Source organism: Streptomyces sp. NBC_00234 (assembly GCF_036195325.1).
GTDB lineage: Bacteria > Actinomycetota > Actinomycetes > Streptomycetales > Streptomycetaceae > Streptomyces.
On sequence record NZ_CP108101.1, the window covers coordinates 4,359,551 to 4,383,846 of the forward strand.

Annotated in this window: 12 protein-coding genes and 3 rRNA genes; 8 read left to right on the plus strand and 7 right to left on the minus strand. The window is 68.2% G+C overall.

The window, feature by feature from the left end; translation table 11 throughout:
• Positions 1-816 precede the first annotated feature (816 nt).
• Entirely contained in the window at positions 817-2,925 is a 2,109-nt protein-coding gene (locus tag OG230_RS19120; RefSeq protein ID WP_328904937.1) for an asparagine synthase-related protein, read from the plus strand.
• Positions 2,926-3,037: 112 nt separating this feature from the next.
• On the opposite strand, the gene OG230_RS19125 is transcribed toward OG230_RS19120, so the two are convergent.
• Both OG230_RS19125 and OG230_RS19130 read right to left on the minus strand, forming a co-directional pair.
• Positions 3,038-5,023: a sigma-70 family RNA polymerase sigma factor gene (locus OG230_RS19125; RefSeq protein WP_328904938.1), complete on the minus strand. Its 1,986-nt coding sequence runs from the start codon at positions 5,021-5,023 to the stop codon at positions 3,038-3,040.
• A 227-nt stretch (positions 5,024-5,250) separates the two neighbouring features.
• Positions 5,251-6,090: a TetR/AcrR family transcriptional regulator gene (locus OG230_RS19130; RefSeq protein ID WP_328904939.1), complete on the minus strand. Its 840-nt coding sequence runs from the start codon at positions 6,088-6,090 to the stop codon at positions 5,251-5,253.
• A gap of 384 nt (positions 6,091-6,474) precedes the next feature.
• Here OG230_RS19130 and OG230_RS19135 point away from each other — a divergent pair, with 384 nt between their 5' ends.
• Together OG230_RS19135 and OG230_RS19140 are read left to right on the plus strand one after the other, a co-directional pair.
• On the plus strand, positions 6,475-7,869 hold the full coding sequence (locus OG230_RS19135; RefSeq protein WP_328904940.1) for an NAD(P)/FAD-dependent oxidoreductase: 1,395 nt from the start codon (positions 6,475-6,477) through the stop codon (positions 7,867-7,869).
• Positions 7,870-8,231: 362 nt separating this feature from the next.
• Positions 8,232-9,899 carry an ATP-binding SpoIIE family protein phosphatase gene (locus OG230_RS19140; protein WP_328904941.1) on the plus strand — a complete coding sequence of 556 codons (1,668 nt, stop codon included), beginning with the start codon at positions 8,232-8,234 and terminating at the stop codon, positions 9,897-9,899.
• Here the strand turns inward: OG230_RS19140 and OG230_RS19145 are convergent.
• Positions 9,893-11,191 (minus strand): MFS transporter, encoded by a 1,299-nt coding sequence (locus OG230_RS19145; protein ID WP_328911447.1) that lies wholly within the window; start codon positions 11,189-11,191, stop codon positions 9,893-9,895. The genes OG230_RS19140 and OG230_RS19145 overlap by 7 nt on opposite strands.
• A 152-nt stretch (positions 11,192-11,343) precedes the next feature.
• On the opposite strand from OG230_RS19145, the gene OG230_RS19150 reads away from it, so the two are divergent.
• From OG230_RS19150 to OG230_RS19170, 5 genes are all read left to right on the plus strand, one after another.
• Complete coding sequence (locus OG230_RS19150) at positions 11,344-11,898, plus strand: MarR family winged helix-turn-helix transcriptional regulator (protein WP_328904942.1); 555 nt, start codon at positions 11,344-11,346, stop codon at positions 11,896-11,898.
• Positions 11,899-12,552: 654 nt separating this feature from the next.
• Positions 12,553-14,078 (plus strand): 16S ribosomal RNA (locus OG230_RS19155).
• Positions 14,079-14,375: 297 nt separating this feature from the next.
• Positions 14,376-17,502, plus strand: a 23S ribosomal RNA gene (locus tag OG230_RS19160).
• Between the two features lie 76 nt (positions 17,503-17,578).
• Positions 17,579-17,695, plus strand: a 5S ribosomal RNA gene (gene rrf / locus OG230_RS19165).
• Together the 16S, 23S and 5S rRNA genes form the textbook arrangement of a ribosomal RNA operon.
• Before the next feature lie 134 nt (positions 17,696-17,829).
• Positions 17,830-18,387, plus strand: a complete 558-nt coding sequence (locus OG230_RS19170; RefSeq protein WP_328904943.1) for a GNAT family N-acetyltransferase — start codon at positions 17,830-17,832, stop codon at positions 18,385-18,387.
• Positions 18,388-18,419: 32 nt separating this feature from the next.
• On the opposite strand, the gene OG230_RS19175 is transcribed toward OG230_RS19170, so the two are convergent.
• Genes OG230_RS19175 through OG230_RS19190 form a run of 4 tightly spaced genes read right to left on the minus strand, consistent with a single transcriptional unit; the run spans position 18,420 to position 24,249 of the window.
• Positions 18,420-19,931, minus strand: coding sequence for a type IV secretory system conjugative DNA transfer family protein (locus tag OG230_RS19175; RefSeq protein ID WP_328904944.1), 1,512 nt, complete (start codon positions 19,929-19,931; stop codon positions 18,420-18,422).
• 1 nt (position 19,932) lies between these two features.
• Positions 19,933-21,351, minus strand: coding sequence for an ATP-binding protein (locus OG230_RS19180; RefSeq protein WP_328904945.1), 1,419 nt, complete (start codon positions 21,349-21,351; stop codon positions 19,933-19,935).
• Between the two features lie 58 nt (positions 21,352-21,409).
• Positions 21,410-22,960: an SCO6880 family protein gene (locus OG230_RS19185; RefSeq protein ID WP_328904946.1), complete on the minus strand. Its 1,551-nt coding sequence runs from the start codon at positions 22,958-22,960 to the stop codon at positions 21,410-21,412.
• The gene (locus OG230_RS19190) at positions 22,957-24,249 is read right to left on the minus strand and encodes a hypothetical protein (protein WP_443051596.1); all 1,293 of its coding nucleotides are present in this window, start codon (positions 24,247-24,249) and stop codon (positions 22,957-22,959) included. The genes OG230_RS19185 and OG230_RS19190 overlap by 4 nt, the downstream gene beginning before the upstream one ends.
• Positions 24,250-24,296 lie beyond the last annotated feature (47 nt).

The window sequence follows — 24,296 nt, forward strand, 5'->3', positions numbered from 1 at the left end:
CTCCCTGCCGAGAACGTCAGTAAACACAGCGTAGTTCGCCGGATCCCTACCGTTAAGGGGCAGACGTCCGTATGGCGAGAATGTTGTCCGCCGGCGGCGGCGGGCCGCGTGCCGCGGGACCGCGGCCGGGACGCCGCCGGGGGGCGCGCGACGTCCTCGCAACGGGTGTCCGGGGGAGGCCGCGGCGGCGGGCCGGGGCGCAGGGGACGTGCTCCTGGTGTGTGGCCGTGCGCCCGGCCGTGCGCTCTCGTCCGGCCGGGGTGCAAGCGCTTCGATGGTGCTGCGTGGGTCGGCCCGCTGCACTGGACTCAGTGGGCTGGGGGATACCGCCGCCCCATTCCCCGCGGGCGGCGGACCGGTCCGGGAGGTGACGCACACCTCCCGGACTGTGTGTTCGCGCGGGATACGGGCGCGCGGTGAGCCGGGGTGCCCGCCCGCCGTCGTGTGCGCCCGCCTCGTCGTCGCGATGCGTCGCAAAAGGGGCACACGCCGTGGCGAAGCGCTCCGAGATTGGCTGAATGACGCCTATCGGGTCGTGCCGGTGCGGGCGGTCGAGTGGTGGCCGGATTCCGACCACTCGTTCCAGGGGGCCGACACGCTGCCGATTCTTCCGCTGTACGCCGCAACGCCCGGAAGACTAGGTTCCGTTGGTGGCCTCCGCAGGGAGGGGCTGTCGGGCCTTTGCCAGGGGCGCATGCAGTTACGGCGTGCGCTGCCCGTACCCCCTCCGGTGGGCCGTTGTCGTGGCAGCATGTCCCGCAGTGGGCGTTCCTCTGTTCAGGTACGCCGGTTTGTCCACAGCCTGTGGAGGCGGCGATGCGTTGGTTGGTGGGGTGGAGCAGTATCGCCGCGAGCTTCGGCACCGTCGGCGCGGTGGGCGGGGGCGACGAGGGGCGCACGGTTCACCCCGTGGGCTCCCAACTCCTCTGGGGAGACCCCGATCCGCTGTGGGCCGTCGGGGACTGGCGTCCCGACGAGATCCGAGTCGTCACCGTCGCGACGCCCCAGGGCGCCCCCACCGTCCGGATCGCAGTCCTCGGCTGCTGCGGAGCCACCGACGAGCAACTGCGCGTCGGTCTGCTCGCCGCCCGCGGAGGAGCGCTGCGCCACCTCACGGCCTGGCCCGGCAGCTACACGGCCGTCGTCCAGATAGGCCGCCGCATCACCGTCGCCGGAGACCTGGCGGGTGCCCGGCCGGTGTTCCACACCCCCTGGGCGAACGGCACGGCGTACGCCACCGCTGCCCTCCCGCTCGCCGACCTCATCGAAGCCCAGCTGGACATCGGTCATCTGGCCGCGCTGCTCGCCTGCCCGGACACCCCGGAGGCGCTGGGCAACGGCACGCCGTACGTGGGCGTGAAGCGCATCCCGCCCGGCCACGCGCTCATCCTGCGCGAGGGCTCCCGCGAGGTCACCGGGTACGAGGCGGTGGCCTCCCTCGCCGTGGCGGCCCCCCAGACCGACCCGGTGCGAGCCGTCGAGGGAGTGCGGGACGCGCTGGTCGAAGCCGTACGCGCGCGACTCATGGCGCCGCGCCACGCCCCGGAGGCGCTGCCGGTCGACCCCGGGCCCGTGCCCGGCATGGGGCCCGCCGAGCGGCGCGCCGCGCGCGGTGCGCCGGTGCCCGGCATCGGCGCCGACCTGTCCGGAGGCAGCGCGTCCGGCACGCTCGCACTGCTGGCCGCCGGACTGCCGGGGCTGCCGGGCACCCTCCTCGGCCACGGCACCGGAGCGGGGGAGCGACTGCTCGCCGTCACCTTCAACGACCTCACCGCACGCGGCCACGAGGCCGAACTCGAACGGGCCCGTCTCATCGCCGCCAACCCCAGGCTGCACCACGTGGTCGTCGCCGCGGGCGAGGAGGCCCTGCCCTACGCGGAGTTGGACGGCCCGCTCACCGATGAACCCGGCCCGTCCCTCGTCGTCTCCGCCCGCCACCGCAGCCGCCTCGCCGCGGGCAGCGCCGACCACTTCGTCGGGCACGGCGCACGCCAAGTGCTCGACGCCCATCCGGCTCGCCTCGCCGACCTCCTGATGGACCGGCGCAGACGCCACCTGCTGAAGCCCGTCGCCGCGCTCGCGAAGGCCGAAGGCCCCTCCGCGCACTCCCTGTTCGTACCGCTGTCCGTCTACCGGGCCGCACGTCGCCTCGCCCGTACGTCGTACCGCACCGGGCTCGAAGCGGCGGCCGACCGGCTGCCGGACGCCAACAGGTTCGCCCCCGACCTCGACACCCCCGCGGACGCTTCGCTCTCCGCCCTCGCCTGGTCGAGACCGGGGCCCGCGGCCCGCTGGCTGACGGGGGAGGCACTGGCTGAAGTATCGGTTCGTCTCCAGGAGGCGGCGGTCCGTCCGACCTCCGTACAGCGCCCGGGCGAGGCCCGCGCACGCGCCGCCCTCGCCCGGCACGCCAACGATCACCGCATCCTGGAACAGGCGGCCGAGATCCGCAGCCAGCGCCTGCACGCCCCGTTCCTGGACAACCAGGTCGTACGAGCAGCCCGGGCCCTTCCCGAGTCGCTCCGGGTCCAACCGGGGGCGCGCGCCGCGATCCTGCGCAGGGTCCTGGCGGGCGCGGGAATCCAGGACCTGCCGCCGGGCTGGGGCGCCCCGTCCCAGGCCACCTCGACCGCGGCCACCCGCGTCGGACTGCGGACCGCGCTCCCCGAACTGATCGCTCTGTTCGACGCCCCGCTCCTGGCCGACGCGGGCCTCGTCGAGGCGCGCGTCGTACGCAAGGCACTCCGGGCCGCGTCCGAGGGCGAGCCGCTCCCGCTGGACGGGCTGGCCGAGCTGGCCTCCACGGAGCTCTGGCTCCGACGCCTTCTCGCCCGGCGGGGCACCTGCTGGACGGGCACGGCGGCTCCGCGCCGACGCGCGGTCGCGGGCGGCGTGGTCCCGGCCAGGCGAACACTTCAGTCGTAGCGGAGGCCCGGCGCGCGGACACCACCCCAGGCCGTGTCCGCAAGGGGCGCGTCCTTCCGTCGGACACTCCCCTGGGTCGGGCCGTAAGGCCGCGTCCTGCCGTCGGACACCCCTAGGCGCAACTGATGCGCGACTCCGCCCAGTCGGCCAGCGCCACCGCGCCGAACGGCTCCGCCGCTTCCACGACGAGGCGGATCCTCTCCTGGCCGGCGATGCCGACCCCCACCGGGACCGCCGGATCGCCGCCGCGCATCACCGGCGACTGCCACAGCCGCGCCCCGGCCCCGTCGAACACGGAGAAGCGCACCGCGCCGAGGCCCATCGTCAGATCGTCGACGCCGACCATCGCCTCGTACCGGGTGCACTGACGGTTCAGCTGGATGATGACCGAGGAGTTGGCGTGCACGGTCACCCCGTGCGCGTACTGCGTGGCGCCGATCGAGAGGCCCGAACGCTGCCAGACCCAGCTGCTCTGCCCGATCACCACCTCCGGCTCGGTGTGGTCCCCGAACGCCGAGTACCTCAACTCGCTGACCTGGTACACCTCCGGCGCCGGAGCGGGCGGGGGCGGCGGTGTGGGCGTCGGCGGCTTCGGCGTGGGCTCGGGGGCCGGCGGAGGCGGGGGCGGCGTGGGCTTCGGGCTCGGCGCAGGACTCGGCGGGGGAGTCGGGCTGGGCGTCGGCTTCGGCGTGGGCTTCGGCTCGGGGGCCGGCGCGAGCGCGGGCGGGGCCGGAGGCTTCGGCTCAGGAGGAGGTTCGGGGCTCGGGACGACCGGCGCCACCACCGGGGGTTTGGCCACCGGCTTCGGTTCCGGCTTCGGCTGGTCGTCCCCGACCAGGGCCCACACCAGCCCGGCAGCAGCCGCCACGGCCACCGCCGCGGCGATCCCGGCCTTCGCCGGCGCACCGAGGCCCTCGGAAGCCGCCGCGCCACCGGCCGATGCCCCGGACGAGCCGCCGCCCGTGGCCGCCGCGGCGGCACCGGCACCGGTCGCACCGGCCACGCCTCCCGCGACGATGCCCGCAGCCTTGAGCGAATAGCCGGCGGCGAACCAACCGATGACCGCGACGGGCAGCAGGGCCGGAATCCCGGCGTTGACATGGGTCAGCTCGCCTGCGGCGATCCGGCACTTCGCGCACTCGTCCAGGTGCTTGCGCAGTCCGCGTTCCGCACGCATACGGAGGCCGCCCCGGGCGTACGCACCGAGTCGGTCGGCGTACTGGGCGCAGTCGCCGCCCGTCGTCAGGGCCTGGCTCACATGCGCCTGCAGGTACGCCTGCTTGAGCCCTTCGCGGGCCCTGCTCGCCAGTACGGCCGTGGCGTTGGCGGTCAGCCCGAACAGCGGGGCGATCTCGCTCGGCGACTCCTCCTCCACCGTGGTGTGCCAGAGCACCGCCTGCCAGCGCTCGGGCAGACTGCGGAACGCCTGCATGGCCATCGACTGCTCGGCCTCGTGCATCGCCAGCACATCGGCGCCGAGTTCGAGGGTGTCGTCGTCCGAGAGCTCGGAGGTACGCGTCGACTGGGCGGCGAAGACCGCGAAGTCGTCGACCAGTTGCTCCCGCTTGGCGCTCTTCGTCCAGGCGGCGCCCACATGCCGTACGGCGGTCATGAGGTAGGCCCGGACGGCTTCCTCGGGTCCCTTGCCGCCGCGTACCGCCTGCAGCGTGCGCGCGAACACCTCGGCCGTCAGATCGTCGGCCGTGTGCGCGTCGCGGCAGCAGCTGCGCGCATAACGGCGCACGGCACCCGAGTGGCGCCGGAACAGCTCGTCGTACGCCTGGTCGTCACCGGTCCGCATGGCCTGGATCAGCTGGGCGTCGGACACCACGTCGTCCGTGGCGGCACTGCCGCCCTCGCGCTGTGGCGGCACCGCGTACGCGGAAGCGTCCTCGTCCGGACCGTCCGCCGATGGGGCGCCGTCCGGGGAGTCGTCGACGGGAGCAGGCCAGGGGCCGGGCAGGACGGTGCCGCCTTCGGCGTCACCGGCCGAACGCCCCGGTCCGGCCTGACTCGGCACCTGTCCGCCGGTCTCCGTGCCCCCACCCACGGCAGCGACGCCGTCGAGTGGTACTTCCTGCTGCCCGTCACCGCTCATCGCGGAAGCCCCCGTATGCGCCTTCGGACCCGAACCGGGCAAGAGTGCCACAGAGTGCAATCGCCACGGACTGTTGGCCCCGGCAACCACTCATCCGAGGTGGTTTTCCCGCATGCGGGCACGAGAGATCACCCGTCCGGGGAGGATGCAACCCTCCCCCCGCGTCGCACAGTTGACGAACACGACCGTACCGGTGTCCGCCCGTCGAGGGGCGGACACCGGACACATCAGACGGTCCGGGACCGCAGCCCCTCCAGCAGGATGTCGAGCAGCCGTGCCGATGCCGCGGCCTGCTGCGCCGCATCGGGCAGTGCGGGCGCCGCCGTGGCGATGACCAGCAGCACATCGGCCACGGTCACATCCCCGCGAAGCTCTCCCGACTCCCGCGCCCGGTCGACGAGCCGGCCCACGACCTCCAGCAACTCGGCCGCACCCGCGTCCTCGTCGTCGAGAGCCTCCTCGACGGCGGGGCGCTGGGAGACCACCCGGAGATCGGGCTGGCCCACGCCCTGCCGCTGCTGCGGAACGCGCGTCGCCTCAAGGACGCCTTCCGGCGCCGGGTCGGCAACGGCACCCGTGCCCGGCTCCCGCACCGACACGGTCGTCTCGTCCCCCTCGACACCGACCCGCAGCACCTGCGGCGGCAGCAGCCGGCCCGCACCCGACGCCACGGACGTCCGCAGGAAACAGGAGAGGGCCGACCACGGCTCCTCCTCCTGTCCGAGCGCCGCCCGCGCCTGGTCGGTCAGCCGGGAGGTCTCCTCCTCGGCTATCCGCCGGACCAGCACGTCCTTGCTCGGGAACCGTCGGTACACCGTGCCGACACCGACTCTGGCGCGACGCGCCACGTCCTCCATCGGAGCCCCGTACCCCAGCTCGCCGAACACCTCACGCGCGGCCCGCAGTACATGTTCCAGATTGCGCTGTGCGTCCACGCGGAGCGGTGCCTGACGGGCGCCGGTCCCAGCCGCCCCTGCGGTCGCGACCGCTCCCACCGCGCTCAGCCGTCCATGGCCCTCGGACGAGGACGAGACAGCAGCCTGCCAATGCGAATCCTGAATGTGCATGACTTCCCCCGGTTATGACGTCTCCCCCCGGAGACTTCCCCGCCGTATCCGCCGAGGAGTGGATCATCACCCGCACCCGACACCCCGACGGGTTACGAACATAGTTGAGCCCGGGTCAATTCAGAAGGGGGTAGTTCCGTACGGAGCGCCCCCCGATCGGAGCAAGGACCGGTTGGTTACTGATTCCACCCCTGCCCACCACCCCTCCCGCAACGTCTGACCTGCGCAGGTCCCGCATCCTGCGGCGCACGGGTGCCACCCGCCCACCCCTGACCTCCAGTCACACAATTTGCCGGGCCTGTGGACAAACACCTGACTCCGTTGCGTCATGGGATGGTGATGGCTCCAGATTCCCCGGGGACGACCCCCGGCACCCGGCCAGGTGTGCGCATTCTCGTAGTCGGTGGCGGCTACGTCGGGATGTACACAGCGCTGCGTCTCCAGCGGAAGCTGAAGCAGAGACTGAAGAGCGGCGATGCCGAGATTGTGGTGATCACTCCCGAGCCCTACATGACGTACCAGCCCTTCCTCCCCGAAGCGGCTGCCGGCTCGATCTCACCCCGGCACGTGGTCGTACCGCTGCGCCGGGTCCTGAAGCACTGCACGATCGTCATCGGCGAGGCCGAGCACATCGACCACGCCAAACGGACCGCGACCGTCACCACCCTCGCCTCGGGCGAGGACGGCACCGGCGCACTCGAGATCGCGTACGACGAAATCGTCATGGCGCCCGGATCGGTCTCGCGCACCCTCCCGATCCCCGGACTCGCCGACTTCGGCATCGGCTTCAAGACCGTCGAAGAGGCCATCGGCCTGCGCAACCACGTCATCGAGCAGATGGACATCGCCTCCGCCACGCGCGATCCCGCCATCCGCGACGCCGCGCTCACCTTCGTCTTCGTCGGCGGCGGCTACGCGGGCGTCGAGGCACTCGCCGAGCTCGAGGACATGGCCCGGTACACCTCGCGGTACTACCACAACATCAAGGCCACGGACCTGAAATGGATTCTGGTCGAGGCGTCCGACCGCATCCTGCCCGAGGTCGGTGACGCGATGGGCAAGTACGCCATCCGCGAGCTGCGCGGCCGCAACATCGACGTACGCCTCGACACCCGTCTGGACTCGTGCGAGGACCGGGTCGCCGTACTCAGCGACGGCTCCCGCTTCCCGACCCGCACGCTCGTGTGGACCGCGGGCGTCAAACCCGCGCCGCTCCTCGCCGCCACCGACCTGCCCCTCACCGACCGCGGACGGATCCGCTGCGCGGCCACGCTCGCCGTCGACGGCGCCCCGCACGCGTGGGCGGCCGGCGACGCCGCGGCCGTTCCGGACCTGACCGCCGCCGAACCGGGCAGGGAAACCGCCCCGAACGCCCAGCACGCGGTCCGCCAGGCCGCGGTCCTCGCGGAGAACGTCCTCGCCACGCTCGAAGGACGGCCGCTCAAGGAATACCGGCACTCCTACGCGGGCTCCGTCGCCTCGCTCGGTCTCCACAAAGGCGTCGCGCACGTCTACGGTCGCAAGCTCAAGGGCTACCCGGCCTGGCTCATGCACCGCGTCTACCACCTGAGCCGGGTCCCCACGTTCAACCGGAAGGCGCGCGTCCTTGCCGAATGGACCCTGGCCGGACTCTTCAAGCGAGAGATCGTCTCCCTCGGTTCGCTGGAACACCCGCGCGCCGAGTTCTCCCTCGCCGCAGGCGGCCCCGGACGCAACGCAAGCCCCGGAAAACCGGCGGCGCCCCCGAAGGACGGCGACCCGCCGAAGACCGCAGACTGACCCCTCCGACCAGGACCCGGGCGACATTCCGACGGCTTACGTTCAGCCCCGGGATCCCCGGCCGTCGGACGGCCGACCGACGGCTGGACGACGACTGTCAGTGCGGACCGTCACACTGGACGTGTGACCATAGGTGGGCCCACATCTGCACAGAGTGACCCGCCGGCAGTGACCAACAGTGACCAGCAGCGGCGCCCCACCCGCACGACGAGGCCCGGCTGCGCCTTCCCGGGGTCCGCCCCCCGGTGCCCCGCCCCGGCAGAGGAACCGGGCACGGACCCGGAAGAAGAACCGGAAGAAGAACCGGCAGCAGAAGCAGCCCGCCCGAGCGGACCAGACCGACACACGAGGCCAGAAATTCCGTGAACTTCACGCGTTGGAGCGCCCGCCTTCCCGGCACACAGCGACGAGCCGCCGCGCGGGACGACCGCAGTTCCGTCCCGGCTGCCCGCGCCGAGTACGCCCGGCCGGAGACCGTGACCGTCCTGCCGGACGGCGACGACGAAGCCCCCGCCGACGCGCCCGTACCGGGGCCGGGCCTGGAGGACCTCTCGGCCCGCGAGATCCTCGGTCAGCTCCCCGCCCCGGTCGCCCTGCTGCACGGCCCGGACCACCGCATCACCTACGTGAACGACGCGTACGAGACGGCGTTCGGCCCCCGCACCGCCGGCGTACCGGCGGCCGAGGCCATGCCCGAGCTCGTCGAGCTGAGCCTGCTGCCGCTCCTGGACCAGGTGCTGCGCAGCGGCACACCCCGCACGGTCAAGTCCCGCAAGGTCCTCGGCGGCGGCTCGTACACCGTGACGTGCACCCCCGTGGCCGCCTCCGACAAGGAGAGCGAAGGCGGCGTGCTCGTGTACGCCACCGACGTCACCGACCACGCGGACGCGGCCGAGCGGCTCCGCACCAGCGAACGGCGCCACCGCGAAACGGCCGTCACCCTCCAGCGCTCCCTGCTCCCGCAGGAGCTGGAGCAGCCCGACGACCTGCGGATCGCCGCCACCTACCAGCCGGGCGGCACGGACGCGGCGGTCGGCGGCGACTGGTACGACGTCATCACCCTCGGCGCGGGGCGCACGGCCCTCGTCATCGGGGACGTGATGGGACGCGGCGTGCGCGCCGCGGCGGTCATGGGCCAGCTCCGCACCGCGGTCCGCGCCTACGCCCGTCTCGACCTGCCGCCCCACGAGGTGCTCCAGCTCCTCGACGGCCTCGCCGCCGAGATCGACGCCAGCCAGATCGCCACCTGCGTCTACGCGGTCCACGATCCGAACGAGGGCCGGCTGGTCTATTCCTCGGCCGGCCACCTCCCGATCCTCGTCTGCGACGAGAACGGAGTCATCCACCGCGCCGAGGACCCGACCGGCCCCCCGCTCGGCACCGGCGGCTGGATCCACACCTCCGGCACGATCGCCCTGCCCCCGGGCTCCACCGCCGTCCTCTACACGGACGGTCTGGTCGAACGGCGCAGCGAGGACATCGACGAAGGCGTGGCGGCGCTGGAGCGCGCGCTCTCCGGCGCCAAGGGATCACCGCAGGTCGTCTGCGACCGTCTCATCCGCTCCCTCGGCGTGACCGCCGAACACGATGACGACGTGGCCGTGCTGGTCGTCCAGCACCCGGCGCGTACGGGGACGAACGCGGAGCTGTTCCACAACGCCTCGCTCGATCTGCTCGGCGGCATCGAGGCCGCCCCGCGCGCCCGCGCCTTCGCCACGGGAGTGCTCACGTCCTGGCGCTTCCCCGTGGAGCTGTGCGACCTGGGTGTCCTCGCGGCGAGCGAGCTCGTCGCGAACTCCCTCCAGCACGGCACTCCGCCGATGCGGCTCGGTCTGCGGCGCACGGACCGCCGCCTGATCATCGAGGTGACGGACGGCGACGACCACCTGCCGCGCCGACGCCGCGCCGAACCGGCGGACGAGGCGGGACGCGGCATCTCGATCGTCGCGACGATCGCCTCGTCCTGGGGTAGCCGTCGTACGCCGGGCGGCGGCAAAGCGGTGTGGTGCGAGTTCGCGCTGCCTCAGTGAGCGGCGGCGGGCGCGGCGGCCGGTTCGGCCGCCGGCAGTGACACGGCCACCACCCTCGACGGCACGGCCGCGAGCGAAGGCTGGTCCTGTACGGGGGTGAGCCGGCGGCCCAGCCGCAGTGCCAGCACGGTGATGCCCAGCGAGAACAGCACGAACGTCACGATGTACGGCCCGTGCAGCGTCGCCCCCATGGGCCCGCCCACGGCAGGTCCGACCGCCAGTGCCAACTGCTTGCACAGCGCGAAGGCCGAGTTGTACTGACCGACCATCGACTCCGGCGCCAGATCGGCGACCAGCGGGGCCACGGTCGGCGACAGCATCGACTCGCCGAGCCCGAACAGCGCGTACGTCGAGATCATCGCGGCCGTCGCCATGGTCTGGCTGCCGTGCCCGAGACCCGCGTACCCCGCCACGATCCAGGCGAACGCCCAGATCACACCGACCCAGGCGATGACCCGGGTGCGACGGCGGTGCTCCACCAGCCGGAGCACGACGAACTGCGCGACGACGATGACGGCGGTGTTGGCGGCCAGCGCGATACCGAGGGTCGAGGGCTTGATCCCGGCAGCCTCGGTGCCGTAGGCCGCGAGCCCGGACTCGAACTGTCCGTAGCAGGCGAAGAAGAGCACGAAGCCCAGCACGCACAGCTGCACCATGGCCCGGTGCGAGAGCAGCGTCCGCAGCCCGGCCTTGGGGGCCGTGCCGTCGGTGGGCCTGGCGTCGGGGAAGGAGGGGGTACGCGGCATGCGCACGGTCCCCGCCACGACGCCGAGCACGACGAACATCACCGCTTCGATCAGGAACAGCATGGTGAAGCTCGACGGGCTGCTCGTGTCGACGATCAGTCCGCCGAAGAGCCCACCGATCCCGAGGCCCAGGTTCTGCAGGAAGAACTGCATGGCGAAGGCGCGCGTACGGGTGGCGGCGCTGGAGCACCACACCAGCATCGTGGCGAGCGCCGGCTGCATCACCGCGGTACCCGCGCCGAGCACGGCGGCCGAGAGCACGGCGGTCGTCACATTGCTGGACACCCCGAGCGCGGCAGCGCCCACGGCGGCCACGGCGGCGGCGAGGACCAGCACGGGCATCGGCCCGCGCCGGTCGATGGCCCGCCCGGTGAACGGCAGGACGGCCAGAGCTGCCATGGCGAAGACAGCCAGCACGACACCCGCCGTACCGGCACCAAGATCCCGCACCTGCGCCACGTAGACGTACAGATACGGAACGGTGAACCCGAGTCCGAACGCGCTCAGCGCGCTCCCCACCTGGATCCGCCGCAGCGCTGCGCCCATCTCCCTGGTCACGCTCACCTACCTCAAGATCTCGAAGACTTCAGACAACATCGAACTACACAGACCCGAAGACTTTAACACTAAAGTTAGAGGGTTAACAATTCACCTTGAAGGACTTCGAGGGTGAGGTGGGGCGTGCCATACTGCCCGCCATGTCTGACACCACCGAGCCCGGCCCGCAGGAGCCGAGCCTCGACGAGCAGATCGCGGCCTATCAGCGCGAATTCCGGGACCTCGACCCTCAGGTCGAACAGGTCGTCTCGGCCCTGGGCCGCCTCAATCGCCGGATGAACGTCGCGTACGGAAGACAGCTCGCCGCCCTCGGCATCAGCAATGCCGAGTGGGAGGTCCTCAAGACCCTCGTCCTGGCCGGCGCTCCGTACCGACTGGGCCCGGGCGAACTCGCCAAGCGCCTCGGCCTCACCCCGGCTGCGATGACCCACCGCATCGACCGCATGGCGGGCGAGGGTCTGGTCACCCGGGACCGGGACGAGAACAACCGGGTGCGGGTCATCGTCGAACTGACCGACGAGGGTCGTACGAAGTGGCTGGAGGCGATGCGCATGGCAACCGCCTTCGAGGAAGACCTGGTCCAGGACCTTTCCGACGAGGAGCGCGGCGGTCTGGGCGACATGCTGATCCGCCTCCTGCGCCGCGTGGAGCACGCGCAGCCGGACGCCGGCGGCCGTCTCACCGACCTGGACTGAGGCGCCCTCGGGAGGGGTTGACACGCCCCTCCCCGATCCGTAAGGTTCTTCGAGTTGTCACGGGGCCGGAACGGTTCTGCGACAGCCGATCCCGCCGCGAACGCGGCAACCAAACTCAGCACGATCTCCCACCGGGGAGAATTTCGGCATGCCGAAATTCATTTCGATGACTCGATTATGAGTCGCCGGGAGAATCCGCTAGAGTTTGAGACGTCGGAACGGCCCAACAGCCGGAAAGACAAAACCCGCTGACTGGGAGTCAGGCCCGAAAGGATCTGATAGAGTCGGACTCGCCGGAAAGGGAAACGCGAAAGCGAAGAACTGGAAAGCGAAACCCGCTTCGACCGGGAATCGGACACGAAAGAGTCTGATAGAGTCGGAAACGCAAGAACGAAGGGAAGCGCCCGGAGGGCCCCGGTGAAACGGGACCGAAGGAAGCGTCCGTTCCTTGAGAACTCAACAGCGTGCCAAAAGTCAACGCCAAATATGTTGATACCCCGGCCTGCTTCGGCAGGTTGGTGGTTCCTTTGAAAAGTCCTGTTCGGCCTTAACGGTCCGGGCAGGCAACACTAGCGAGGACGCAGTGAACGATCGGTCATATTCCGACTCGGTCGTTCCGCTCTTTTATGGTGCTCTCCCGATTACGGGAAAACATTCATGGAGAGTTTGATCCTGGCTCAGGACGAACGCTGGCGGCGTGCTTAACACATGCAAGTCGAACGATGAAGCCCTTCGGGGTGGATTAGTGGCGAACGGGTGAGTAACACGTGGGCAATCTGCCCTTCACTCTGGGACAAGCCCTGGAAACGGGGTCTAATACCGGATAACACTCCTGCCTGCATGGGCGGGGGTTAAAAGCTCCGGCGGTGAAGGATGAGCCCGCGGCCTATCAGCTTGTTGGTGGGGTAATGGCCTACCAAGGCGACGACGGGTAGCCGGCCTGAGAGGGCGACCGGCCACACTGGGACTGAGACACGGCCCAGACTCCTACGGGAGGCAGCAGTGGGGAATATTGCACAATGGGCGAAAGCCTGATGCAGCGACGCCGCGTGAGGGATGACGGCCTTCGGGTTGTAAACCTCTTTCAGCAGGGAAGAAGCGCAAGTGACGGTACCTGCAGAAGAAGCACCGGCTAACTACGTGCCAGCAGCCGCGGTAATACGTAGGGTGCGAGCGTTGTCCGGAATTATTGGGCGTAAAGAGCTCGTAGGCGGCTTGTCACGTCGGATGTGAAAGCTCGGGGCTTAACCCCGAGTCTGCATTCGATACGGGCTAGCTAGAGTGTGGTAGGGGAGATCGGAATTCCTGGTGTAGCGGTGAAATGCGCAGATATCAGGAGGAACACCGGTGGCGAAGGCGGATCTCTGGGCCATTACTGACGCTGAGGAGCGAAAGCGTGGGGAGCGAACAGGATTAGATACCCTGGTAGTCCACGCCGTAAACGTTGGGAACTAGGTGTTGGCGACATTCCACGTCGTCGGTGCCGCAGCTAACGCATTAAGTTCCCCGCCTGGGGAGTACGGCCGCAAGGCTAAAACTCAAAGGAATTGACGGGGGCCCGCACAAGCAGCGGAGCATGTGGCTTAATTCGACGCAACGCGAAGAACCTTACCAAGGCTTGACATATACCGGAAAGCATCAGAGATGGTGCCCCCCTTGTGGTCGGTATACAGGTGGTGCATGGCTGTCGTCAGCTCGTGTCGTGAGATGTTGGGTTAAGTCCCGCAACGAGCGCAACCCTTGTTCTGTGTTGCCAGCATGCCCTTCGGGGTGATGGGGACTCACAGGAGACTGCCGGGGTCAACTCGGAGGAAGGTGGGGACGACGTCAAGTCATCATGCCCCTTATGTCTTGGGCTGCACACGTGCTACAATGGCCGGTACAATGAGCTGCGATGCCGCGAGGCGGAGCGAATCTCAAAAAGCCGGTCTCAGTTCGGATTGGGGTCTGCAACTCGACCCCATGAAGTCGGAGTTGCTAGTAATCGCAGATCAGCATTGCTGCGGTGAATACGTTCCCGGGCCTTGTACACACCGCCCGTCACGTCACGAAAGTCGGTAACACCCGAAGCCGGTGGCCCAACCCCTTGTGGGAGGGAGCTGTCGAAGGTGGGACTGGCGATTGGGACGAAGTCGTAACAAGGTAGCCGTACCGGAAGGTGCGGCTGGATCACCTCCTTTCTAAGGAGCATCTAGATTCTCTTCGGGGAATCCAGAGACCATTTCGTCGGCAAATGTTCGACGGTGGTTGCTCATGGGTGGAACGTTGACTATTCGGCACGACAGGTTGTTTCTTCGAGTACTGCTTCGGCGTGGAAAGAAGAAATGGATCGGTCGGGTCGGGCACGCTGTTGGGTATCTGAAGGTACGGCCGTAAGGTCGCCTTCTGCTGCCGGCCCCAGTGAACTCGCCTGTAAGGGTGGGGTGATGGGTGGCTGGTCGTTGTTTGAGAACTGCACAGTGGACGCGAGCATCTGTGGCCAAGTTTTTAAGGGCGCACGGTGGATGCCTTGGCACCAGGAACCGATGAAGGACGTGGGAGGCCACGATAGTCCCCGGGGAGCTGTCAACCAAGCTTTGATCCGGGGGTTTCCGAATGGGGAAACCCGGCAGTCGTCATGGGCTGTCACCCACTGCTGAACACATAGGCAGTGTGGAGGGAACGCGGGGAAGTGAAACATCTCAGTACCCGCAGGAAGAGAAAACAACCGTGATTCCGGGAGTAGTGGCGAGCGAAACTGGATGAGGCCAAACCGTATGCGTGTGATACCCGGCAGGGGTTGCGCATGCGGGGTTGTGGGATCTCTTTTTCATAGTCTGCCGACTGTGAGACGAGTCAGAAACCGTTGGTGTAGGCGAAGGACATGCGAAAGGTCCGGCGTAGAGGGTAAGACCCCCGTAGCTGAAACATCAACGGCTCGTTTAAGAGACACCCAAGTAGCACGGGGCCCGAGAAATCCCGTGTGAATCTGGCGGGACCACCCGCTAAGCCTAAATATTCCCTGGTGACCGATAGCGGATAGTACCGTGAGGGAATGGTGAAAAGTACCGCGGGAGCGGAGTGAAATAGTACCTGAAACCGTGTGCCTACAAGCCGTGGGAGCGTCGCTGTTGTTCTTCGGAACAGCAGTCGTGACTGCGTGCCTTTTGAAGAATGAGCCTGCGAGTTAGCGGTGTGTAGCGAGGTTAACCCGTGTGGGGAAGCCGTAGCGAAAGCGAGTCCGAATAGGGCGATTGAGTTGCACGCTCTAGACCCGAAGCGGAGTGATCTAGCCATGGGCAGGTTGAAGCGGAGGTAAGACTTCGTGGAGGACCGAACCCACCAGGGTTGAAAACCTGGGGGATGACCTGTGGTTAGGGGTGAAAGGCCAATCAAACTCCGTGATAGCTGGTTCTCCCCGAAATGCATTTAGGTGCAGCGTCGTGTGTTTCTTGCCGGAGGTAGAGCACTGGATAGGCGATGGGCCCTACCGGGTTACTGACCTTAGCCAAACTCCGAATGCCGGTAAGTGAGAGCACGGCAGTGAGACTGTGGGGGATAAGCTCCATGGTCGAGAGGGAAACAGCCCAGAGCATCGACTAAGGCCCCTAAGCGTACGCTAAGTGGGAAAGGATGTGGAGTCGCAGAGACAACCAGGAGGTTGGCTTAGAAGCAGCCACCCTTGAAAGAGTGCGTAATAGCTCACTGGTCAAGTGATTCCGCGCCGACAATGTAGCGGGGCTCAAGCGTACCGCCGAAGTCGTGTCATTCATACACATATCCCCAACGGGAGTATGGATGGGTAGGGGAGCGTCGTGTGCCGGGTGAAGCAGCCGCGGAAGCGAGTTGTGGACGGTTCACGAGTGAGAATGCAGGCATGAGTAGCGATACACACGTGAGAAACGTGTGCGCCGATTGACTAAGGGTTCCTGGGTCAAGCTGATCTGCCCAGGGTAAGTCGGGACCTAAGGCGAGGCCGACAGGCGTAGTCGATGGACAACCGGTTGATATTCCGGTACCCGCTTTGAAACGCCCAGTACTGAATCAGGCGATGCTAAGTCCGTGAAGCCGGCCCGATCTCTTCGGAGTTGAGGGTAGTGGTGGAGCCGATGAACCAGACTTGTAGTAGGTAAGCGATGGGGTGACGCAGGAAGGTAGTCCAACCCGGGCGGTGGTAGTTCCCGGGGTAAGGGTGTAGGCCGTGTGATAGGCAAATCCGTCACACATTAAGGCTGAGACCTGATGCCGAGCCGATTGTGGTGAAGTGGATGATCCTATGCTGTCGAGAAAAGCCTCTAGCGAGTTTCATGGCGGCCCGTACCCTAAACCGACTCAGGTGGTCAGGTAGAGAATACCGAGGCGTTCGGGTGAACTATGGTTAAGGAACTCGGCAAAATGCCCCCGTAACTTCGGGAGAAGGGGGGCCATCACTGGTGATCCGATTTACTCGGTGAGCTGGGGGTGGCCGCAGAGACCAGCGAGAAGCGACTGTTTACTAAAAACACAGGTCCGTGCGAAGCCGTAAGGCGATGTATACGGACTGACGCCTGCCCGGTGCTGGAACGTTAAGGGGACCGGTTAGTGCACTTTCGGGTGTGCGAAGCTGAGAACTTAAGCGCCAGTAAACGGCGGTGGTAACTATAACCATCCTAAGGTAGCGAAATTCCTTGTCGGGTAAGTTCCGACCTGCACGAATGGCGTAACGACTTCTCGACTGTCTCAACCATAGGCCCGGTGAAATTGCACTACGAGTAAAGATGCTCGTTTCGCGCAGCAGGACGGAAAGACCCCGGGACCTTTACTATAGTTTGATATTGGTGTTCGGTTCGGCTTGTGTAGGATAGGTGGGAGACTTTGAAGCGGCCACGCCAGTGGTTGTGGAGTCGTCGTTGAAATACCACTCTGGTCGTGCTGGATGTCTAACCTGGGTCCGTGATCCGGATCAGGGACAGTGTCTGATGGGTAGTTTAACTGGGGCGGTTGCCTCCTAAAGAGTAACGGAGGCGCCCAAAGGTTCCCTCAGCCTGGTTGGCAATCAGGTGTTGAGTGTAAGTGCACAAGGGAGCTTGACTGTGAGACCGACGGGTCGAGCAGGGACGAAAGTCGGGACTAGTGATCCGGCAGTGGCTTGTGGAAGCGCTGTCGCTCAACGGATAAAAGGTACCCCGGGGATAACAGGCTGATCTTCCCCAAGAGTCCATATCGACGGGATGGTTTGGCACCTCGATGTCGGCTCGTCGCATCCTGGGGCTGGAGTCGGTCCCAAGGGTTGGGCTGTTCGCCCATTAAAGCGGTACGCGAGCTGGGTTTAGAACGTCGTGAGACAGTTCGGTCCCTATCCGCTGTGCGCGTAGGAATATTGAGAAGGGCTGTCCCTAGTACGAGAGGACCGGGACGGACGAACCTCTGGTGTGCCAGTTGTCCTGCCAAGGGCATGGCTGGTTGGCTACGTTCGGAAAGGATAACCGCTGAAAGCATCTAAGCGGGAAGCCTGCTTCGAGATGAGTATTCCCACCCCCTTTGAGGGGTTAAGGCTCCCAGTAGACGACTGGGTTGATAGGCCAGATGTGGAAGCCCGGTAACGGGTGGAGCTGACTGGTACTAATAGGCCGAGGGCTTGTCCTCAGTTGCTCGCGTCCACTGTGTTAGTTCTGAAATAACGAACAGCTGTGTTTTTGCCAGCGTTCAAATTTCATAGTGTTTCGGTGGTCATTGCGTTAGGGAAACGCCCGGTTACATTCCGAACCCGGAAGCTAAGCCTTTCAGCGCCGATGGTACTGCAGGGGGGACCCTGTGGGAGAGTAGGACGCCGCCGAACAATTATTCCGGGAAAGCCCCGCACCTTCAGGTGCGGGGCTTTTCTGCGTTCTGGGTCCGCGTGGTGATGCGCCCGCCGCATGTCCGCAGGAAATGTTGTTTGCGCTGATCAGGGGTGCGGTGCAGGATCTTCCAATGGACTATGCGATTCGAGCAGTACGCGCCGAGGACTGGCCGGCGGCGAGGGAACTCCGCCTTGCTGCCCTTCAGGACCCCATGGCGCCCTTTGCCTTCCTCGAGACGTACGAGGACGCGGCGGCCCAGCCCGACTCGTTCTGGGTGGGGCGGACGGCCGATGCGGCCGAGGGCGTCGTGGTGCGGCAGTTCATCGCCGAGCGGCCCGACGGCGGGCTCGCGGGCACCGTGACGGTGCTGGTGGAGCGGCCGGACGGCGACACCCGGTTCGGAGCAGCCGCCGAGGTCGACCAGACGCACGTGGTGGGGGTCTTCGTGCACGCGCAGGACCGCGGGAGCGGCCTGGCCGACGAGCTGTTCCGTACCGCGATCGACTGGTCCTGGTCGCTGGCCGAGCCGCGCATCGAGCGCGTGCGGCTCTATGTGCACGAGGGCAATCCGCGGGCTGCGGCTGCCTACCGCAGGATCGGGTTCGTCCCCTCGGGGCAGACCGTGCCCGTGCCGGACGGCTCGGGGGCCCGTGAACTGGAGTACGTGATCGAGCGGGCCGAGCCGTAACCGGCGCGCGTGGCCGTCGGGGGTGTGTCCGGTCAGCGGGTGCGCGGGCTCGGGGCCTCAAGGGGACTGCGCCAGCGGGCGCGGCCCTGTTCCTGTGAGCGGAGCAGGACCAGTGAGGGCAGGCCCTGGTCCTGACCGGTCGACAGCAGCTCCGGAAGCTGGGGGAGCGGAGCGACGGCTGCGACGTCGTCGAGGACGAGTGTCATTGGTGGGTCGAGCCGACCGTCGGTTGACCGTGCGGCCATGCGGCGGCCGTGCTCGACCACGTATGAGGACAGTGCAGTGAGCAGGGGCATTGCACCGGGGCGGGTGCGGGGATCCTCGATGGGTTCACCGACCACATAGAGCGTTCCCCCTTCACCCGTAAATGATTCCAGTGCGAGCGAATCGGCCCGGTTGGGTGTGCACGCCTCGCGGATGTGGACCGAGGACAGTGCGGTGAAGGCCCGTACCGTCAGTTCCTGGGCCAGTTCGCGGCGTTCGGGATAGGCGGTGAGCGCGGACTCCAGCAGGCCGGCGATTCCGGAGGCGGCCTTGGGGTGCGTACGGAGGAGGCGTACGGCTTCGTGGGCGTTGCCGCCGAGGGCCCAGCGGTGGACCTGGCGGAAGGGGCGGCCGTCGACGGCGGCGGCGTGCAGCCAGCACTTGAGGAGCGTTTCCGCGGTGTCCGCCGTGGCCGCGTCCAGGCGTGCCTGTGGTCGGACCGGGGCGAGGAGAGCGGTGGCGCGGGTGGTGGCCACGTCGGGCTCCTCGCAGCCGGCCGTGGGGGACCAGTGGAGGCGGGCCGGGGTGTCGCAGAGGTGGCCGGGGTCGTAGACGAGGACCGGGCCGAGCTTGCCGCGGGCGTCCTTCGTCTCGGCCCAGAGCGTGGGGTCGGAGGTCACCACGAGGACGGGGCCCGCCGCGTCCTGGATGGCCTGGACGGCCGTGGGGCGGCGGGTGGCCGCGGGCCCGTAAAGGAGGAGCGGGGCGCGGGGGGAGGGGACGAGCGCGGCCGGGGCGGCAGGGGTGGTGGGAGCGCTGGGTTCCGGGGTCGGGTCGGGGGCGGCTTCGATGAACGTGGGGGCCGGGGTGGGGTGTGAGGCCGGCTGTTCCCGTACCGGTGTCGGCTGCTCCCGTACCGGGGTCCGGGTGGGGATGTCCCGGGCGTCGGTCCGGTCGTGCAGGTCGTCGCGGCGGGTCGCCCGTACGACGCGCCAGCGGGCCGCCGCCCCCAGGACGAACACGGTCAGCACCACGAGCACCATCAGCTCGCCGATGAACAGGCCCCAGAACAGCCCGTAGCCCGAGAGGTCGGACGCCGGGGTTTCGGGCCAGGCGCCCGGGAGGTTCTGCGGATCCGTCGCCAGTGCGCGCAGGGCCAGGGGCGTCCGGGTGAACGTGACGCCCTGCGGCCAGGAGCCGTGGGCGAACAGGCCGGCGAGTCCGGTGGCGGTCCAGCCCAGGACCGTGAGGCCGAACAGGAGGGCCAGGAGGCCGACCAGCAGCCCGTCCGGGAGGCCGCCGGTGCCGCGTTCCTCTCTGTTCGACGCGTTCCCCGCCATGTCAGGCCACCGTGGACTCGGACGACTCGTTCATCCGCTGTTGGTGCTCCATCCGCGCCGCCCGTTGCTCCGCCTCCAGCTCGGCGGCTCGTACGTCCTCGGGGAGCAGGTCGTTCGCGGAGCCCTCGGTCATCGCGCGGTCCGTGAAGACGAGGGGGCGTTCGGCCTCGGTGATGAGGTGTTTGACCACCTGCACGTTGCCGTTGACGTCCCAGACCGCGATGCCCGGGGTGAGGGTCGGGATGATCTCGACCGCCCACCTGGGCAGGCCGATCACCTTCCCGGTCGCTCTCGCCTCGTCGGCCTTCTGGGCGTAGATCGTGCGGGTCGAGGCCATCTTGAGGATGGCCGCCGCTTCCCGGGCCGCGGCCCCGTCGACCACGTCACTGAGGTGGTGGACGACGGCGACGAAGGACAGGCCGAGACGTCGGCCGAACTTCAGCAGGCGCTGGAAGAGCTGGGCGACGAACGGGGAGTTGATGATGTGCCAGGCTTCCTCGACCAGGAAGATGCGCTTCTTCCGGTCGGGCCTGATCCAGGTGTGTTCCAGCCACACGCCGACGATCGCCATCAGGATCGGCATCGCGATCGAGTTGCGGTCGATGTGCGAGAGGTCGAAGACGATCAGCGGTGCGTCGAGGTCGATGCCGACCGTCGTCGGACCGTCGAACATGCCGCGCAGGTCGCCGTCGACGAGGCGGTCGAGGACGAGGGCGACATCCAGGCCCCAGGCCCGTACGTCGTCTATGTCGACGTTCATCGCCTCGGCGGACTCGGCCTTCGGGTGGCGCAGTTGCTCCACGATGTCCATGAGGACCGGCTGCCGGTCGGTGATCGTCTCGTTCACGAACGCGTGCGCGACCTTCAGCGCGAAGCCGGAGCGTTCGTCGAGGCCGTGGCCCATCGCGACTTCGATGATCGTCCGGAGCAGGGCGAGCTGGCCCGTCGTGGTGATCGCCGGGTCGAGCGGGTTGAGCCGGATGCCGCCGTTGAGGGCGGCGGTCGGGTCGAGCCGGATGGGGGTTATGCCCAGCTCCTGGGCGATGAGGTTCCACTCGCCGACCCCGTCCTCGCCCTGGGCGTCCAGGACGACGACCTGGCGGTCGCGGAAGCGGAGCTGGCGGAGCACGTACGTCTTCTCCAGCGCGGACTTGCCGTTGCCGGACTCGCCGAGCACCAGCCAGTGCGGGGCGGGCAGCTGCTGTCCGTACAGCTGGAAGGGGTCGTAGATGTAGCCCTTGCCGGAGTAGACCTCGCGGCCGATGATCACCCCGGAGTCGCCGAGGCCGGGGGCGGCGGTCGGCAGATAGACGGCCTGGGCCTGGCCCGTCGACGTACGGACGGGCAGCCGGGTCGTCTCGACCTTCCCGAAGAGGAAGGCGGTAAAGGCGTCCGACAACGCGGACAGCGGATCTCGCATGGCGTGAATGACCTCCCTCTCGGTCTCGCGGAACTCGGGTTCTTGTCGGGCGTCTCGGTCAGCGGCGGATGCCGGTGGCGAACGGCAGGGTGTTCACGAAGGCGCGGTGGTGCTCGCGGTCGCACCACTCCAGCTTCAGATAGGACTTGCCGGCCGAGGCCCGGATCGTCCGCTTGTCGCGGGCGAGGGCCTCGGGTGAACGGGACGACACGGTGATGTACCCCACCAGGTTCACTCCGGCCGCGCCGCTGGCCAGATCTTCACCCCGCTGGTCGAGTCGTCCGTGGGCCGCGATGTCGCGCGGGTCGACGGTGCGGTTCATCTTGGCCTGGCGGCTCGCTTCGGCCTCGTCGTTCGTCTTCTCCGTCAGCATGCGCTCGATGGCGACCTCGGTGGGTTCGAGGTCCATGCAGACCGCGACCGTACGGATGACGTCCGGGGTGTGCACGAGCAGCGGGGCGAGGAAGTTGACGCCGACGGGCGTCATCGGCCATTCCTTCACCCAGGCGGTCGCGTGGCACCAGGGGGCGCGGGTGGTGGACTCGCGCGTCTTGGCCTGGAGGAACGTCGGCTCGACGGCGTCCAGTTCGGCCGGCCAGGCGTTGCGCTTCGTCATGGCCTGGATGTGGTCGATGGGGTGGTCGGGGTCGTACATGGAGTGCACGAGGGAGGCCAGGCGGCTCTGGCCGAGCGGCTGGCGTACCCGGATGTCGGCTTCGGCGAGGCGGGCGCAGATGTCGGTGAGCTCGCGCGCCATGACGACGGCGAGACCGGAGTCGCGGTCGAGTTTGCGACCGCCGTGCGGGCGCGCCGCACGGGCCATGGCGTTGGCCTCGGCGGCCAGCTCGCGGCTGTAGTGCATGCACGCGACGAGGTAGGCGCGGTGCTGCTCGCTGGAGGTGGAGACCATCGACTGGAGCTGGTCGTAGGACTCCTGGAGCCAGCCGGGGGACGTCTTGTCGCCGCGCTGGGCGACGTCCTTGGCGTGGGCGTCGGGGTCGGCGGGCAGGGTGCGGGCGAGCATCTGGAGCCGGGTCACGAAGCCGTCGCCGTTGGCCACGTGCTTGAGGAGGGTGCCGAACCGGTCGACCAGGGCCTCCTGGTCCTCGCTGTCGCGCAGGCCGACGCCGGGGCCCTCGATCTCGATGGCGGCGGTGACCGTACGCCGGTCGGCGTGCAGGAGTACGGCGATCTCGTCGGGGCCGAAGGGGGCCGCGAGCCAGCTGATCCGGCCGATGCCGGGGGGCGGGCCGATCTCGACCTCACGGCCGTCGGCGCTGACGCCGGCCTCCATGGCGGTGGAACGGTACGCGGTGCCGCGGCGCAGGGACCTCTTGAAGCTGCGGTTGATCTCGAACCACTTGTAGAAGGTCCGGTGCTTGTACGGGACGTACACGATGGCGAGGGCCAGCAACGGGAAGCCCATGAGGAGCACGATCCGCAGGGACAGGACGGGGACGATGAGCCCGCTCATCATGCCGAGGAACGCGCCGCCGATGATCAGGGCGATCTCGCCGGTCTCGCGGTTCTTGCCGACGATGGCATTGGGCCGGGCGCGCCCGATGAGATACGTACGGCGGGGCGCGATGGTGTGGGACTGAGTCGTCAACGCCCTCCACCTCCTGTGCTGTTGTTACCTGTGCTGCCTGAACCGCCGCCCCGTGCGGAGCGGCTGCTGTGGGGGGTTCCGGAGGTGGGACCGGAACCGCTGCGGGGGGCGGGCGCCGCGGCGGATCCGCCGGACGCGCCGCTGCCGCCGGTGCCGCGGGAGCTGTGTGCGGCGACTCCGCCGCTGGCCGGGTTGGCGGAGCGGGCACCGCCGCCTCCGCCTCCGCCGTTCTGGTCGTTCCGGCCGCTGTGGGTCTTGATGCCCTGGGAGACGAGGGCGGCGGGGGAACTGATCAGGGCGGCGGCCTGGGAGCCGTCGGTGGCCTGCTTGCGGTTGGTACGGGCGCCCTGGATCTCGTCGCCGAAGCCGGGGACGAAGCGGTAGATCATGGCGGAGGCGAAGATCGCCAGCAGGATGATGGAGAGGCCGGACACGACGGCGGAGAAGGCGTCCGGGCCTTCGTCCTGGGAGAGTGCGCCGGCGAGGCCCAGCACGATGACGATGACCGGCTTGACCATGATCACCGCGATCATGATGCCCGCCCAGCGGCGGACGTGGCCCCACATGTTCTTGTCGACGAGCCCGGCGTAGACGACGACTCCGAGGAGTGCGCCGACGTAGAGCAGGGCGGCCCGGATCACGAGCTCCAGCCAGAGGACTCCGGCGGCGAGGATCGACACGAGCGAGACGACGATCAGCATGATCGGTCCGCCGCCGATGTCCTCGCCCTTTTCGAGGGCCTTGGCGAACGATCCGAAGAAGACGTCCGTCTGGCTGCCGCTCGCGGAGGAGATGACCTCGGTGACTCCGTCGGTGGCGGAGACGATCGTGTAGAGGATGAGCGGCGTGAAGGCGGAGGCGAGGACGGTCAGCCAGAGGAAGCCGACCGCTTCGGAGATCGCGGTGGTCAGCGGTACGCCGCGGATGGCGCGCTTGGCCACGGCGAGCAGCCACAGGACGAGGGTCAGGACGGTGGAGGCCGCGAAGACGACTGCGTACTGCTGGAGGAACGTGGTGTTGGTGAAGTCGACGTTCGCCGTGCTCTTCACGGCCTCGCTGAGCTTGCCGACGATCCAGGAGGCGGCGTCGGCGCAGCCGCGGGCGAGGGAGGAGAGGGGGTCCAGGGCGTCGTCTGTGGTGGTGGGGGCGCGGCGGGCGGAGCCGCCGGCGTCGTCGCCGTTCTCGCAGTAGTCCCTGGCGGGGCCGACGATGAGATCACAGTTGTCCTTGGCCGACGGCGTCGGCGTCGGCGACGGGGCAGCGGCAGCGCGAGTCACCAGGAGCACCATCGCTGCCTGAGTGCTGGCGAGGACCGTACCGATTGTGAGTACGCGCC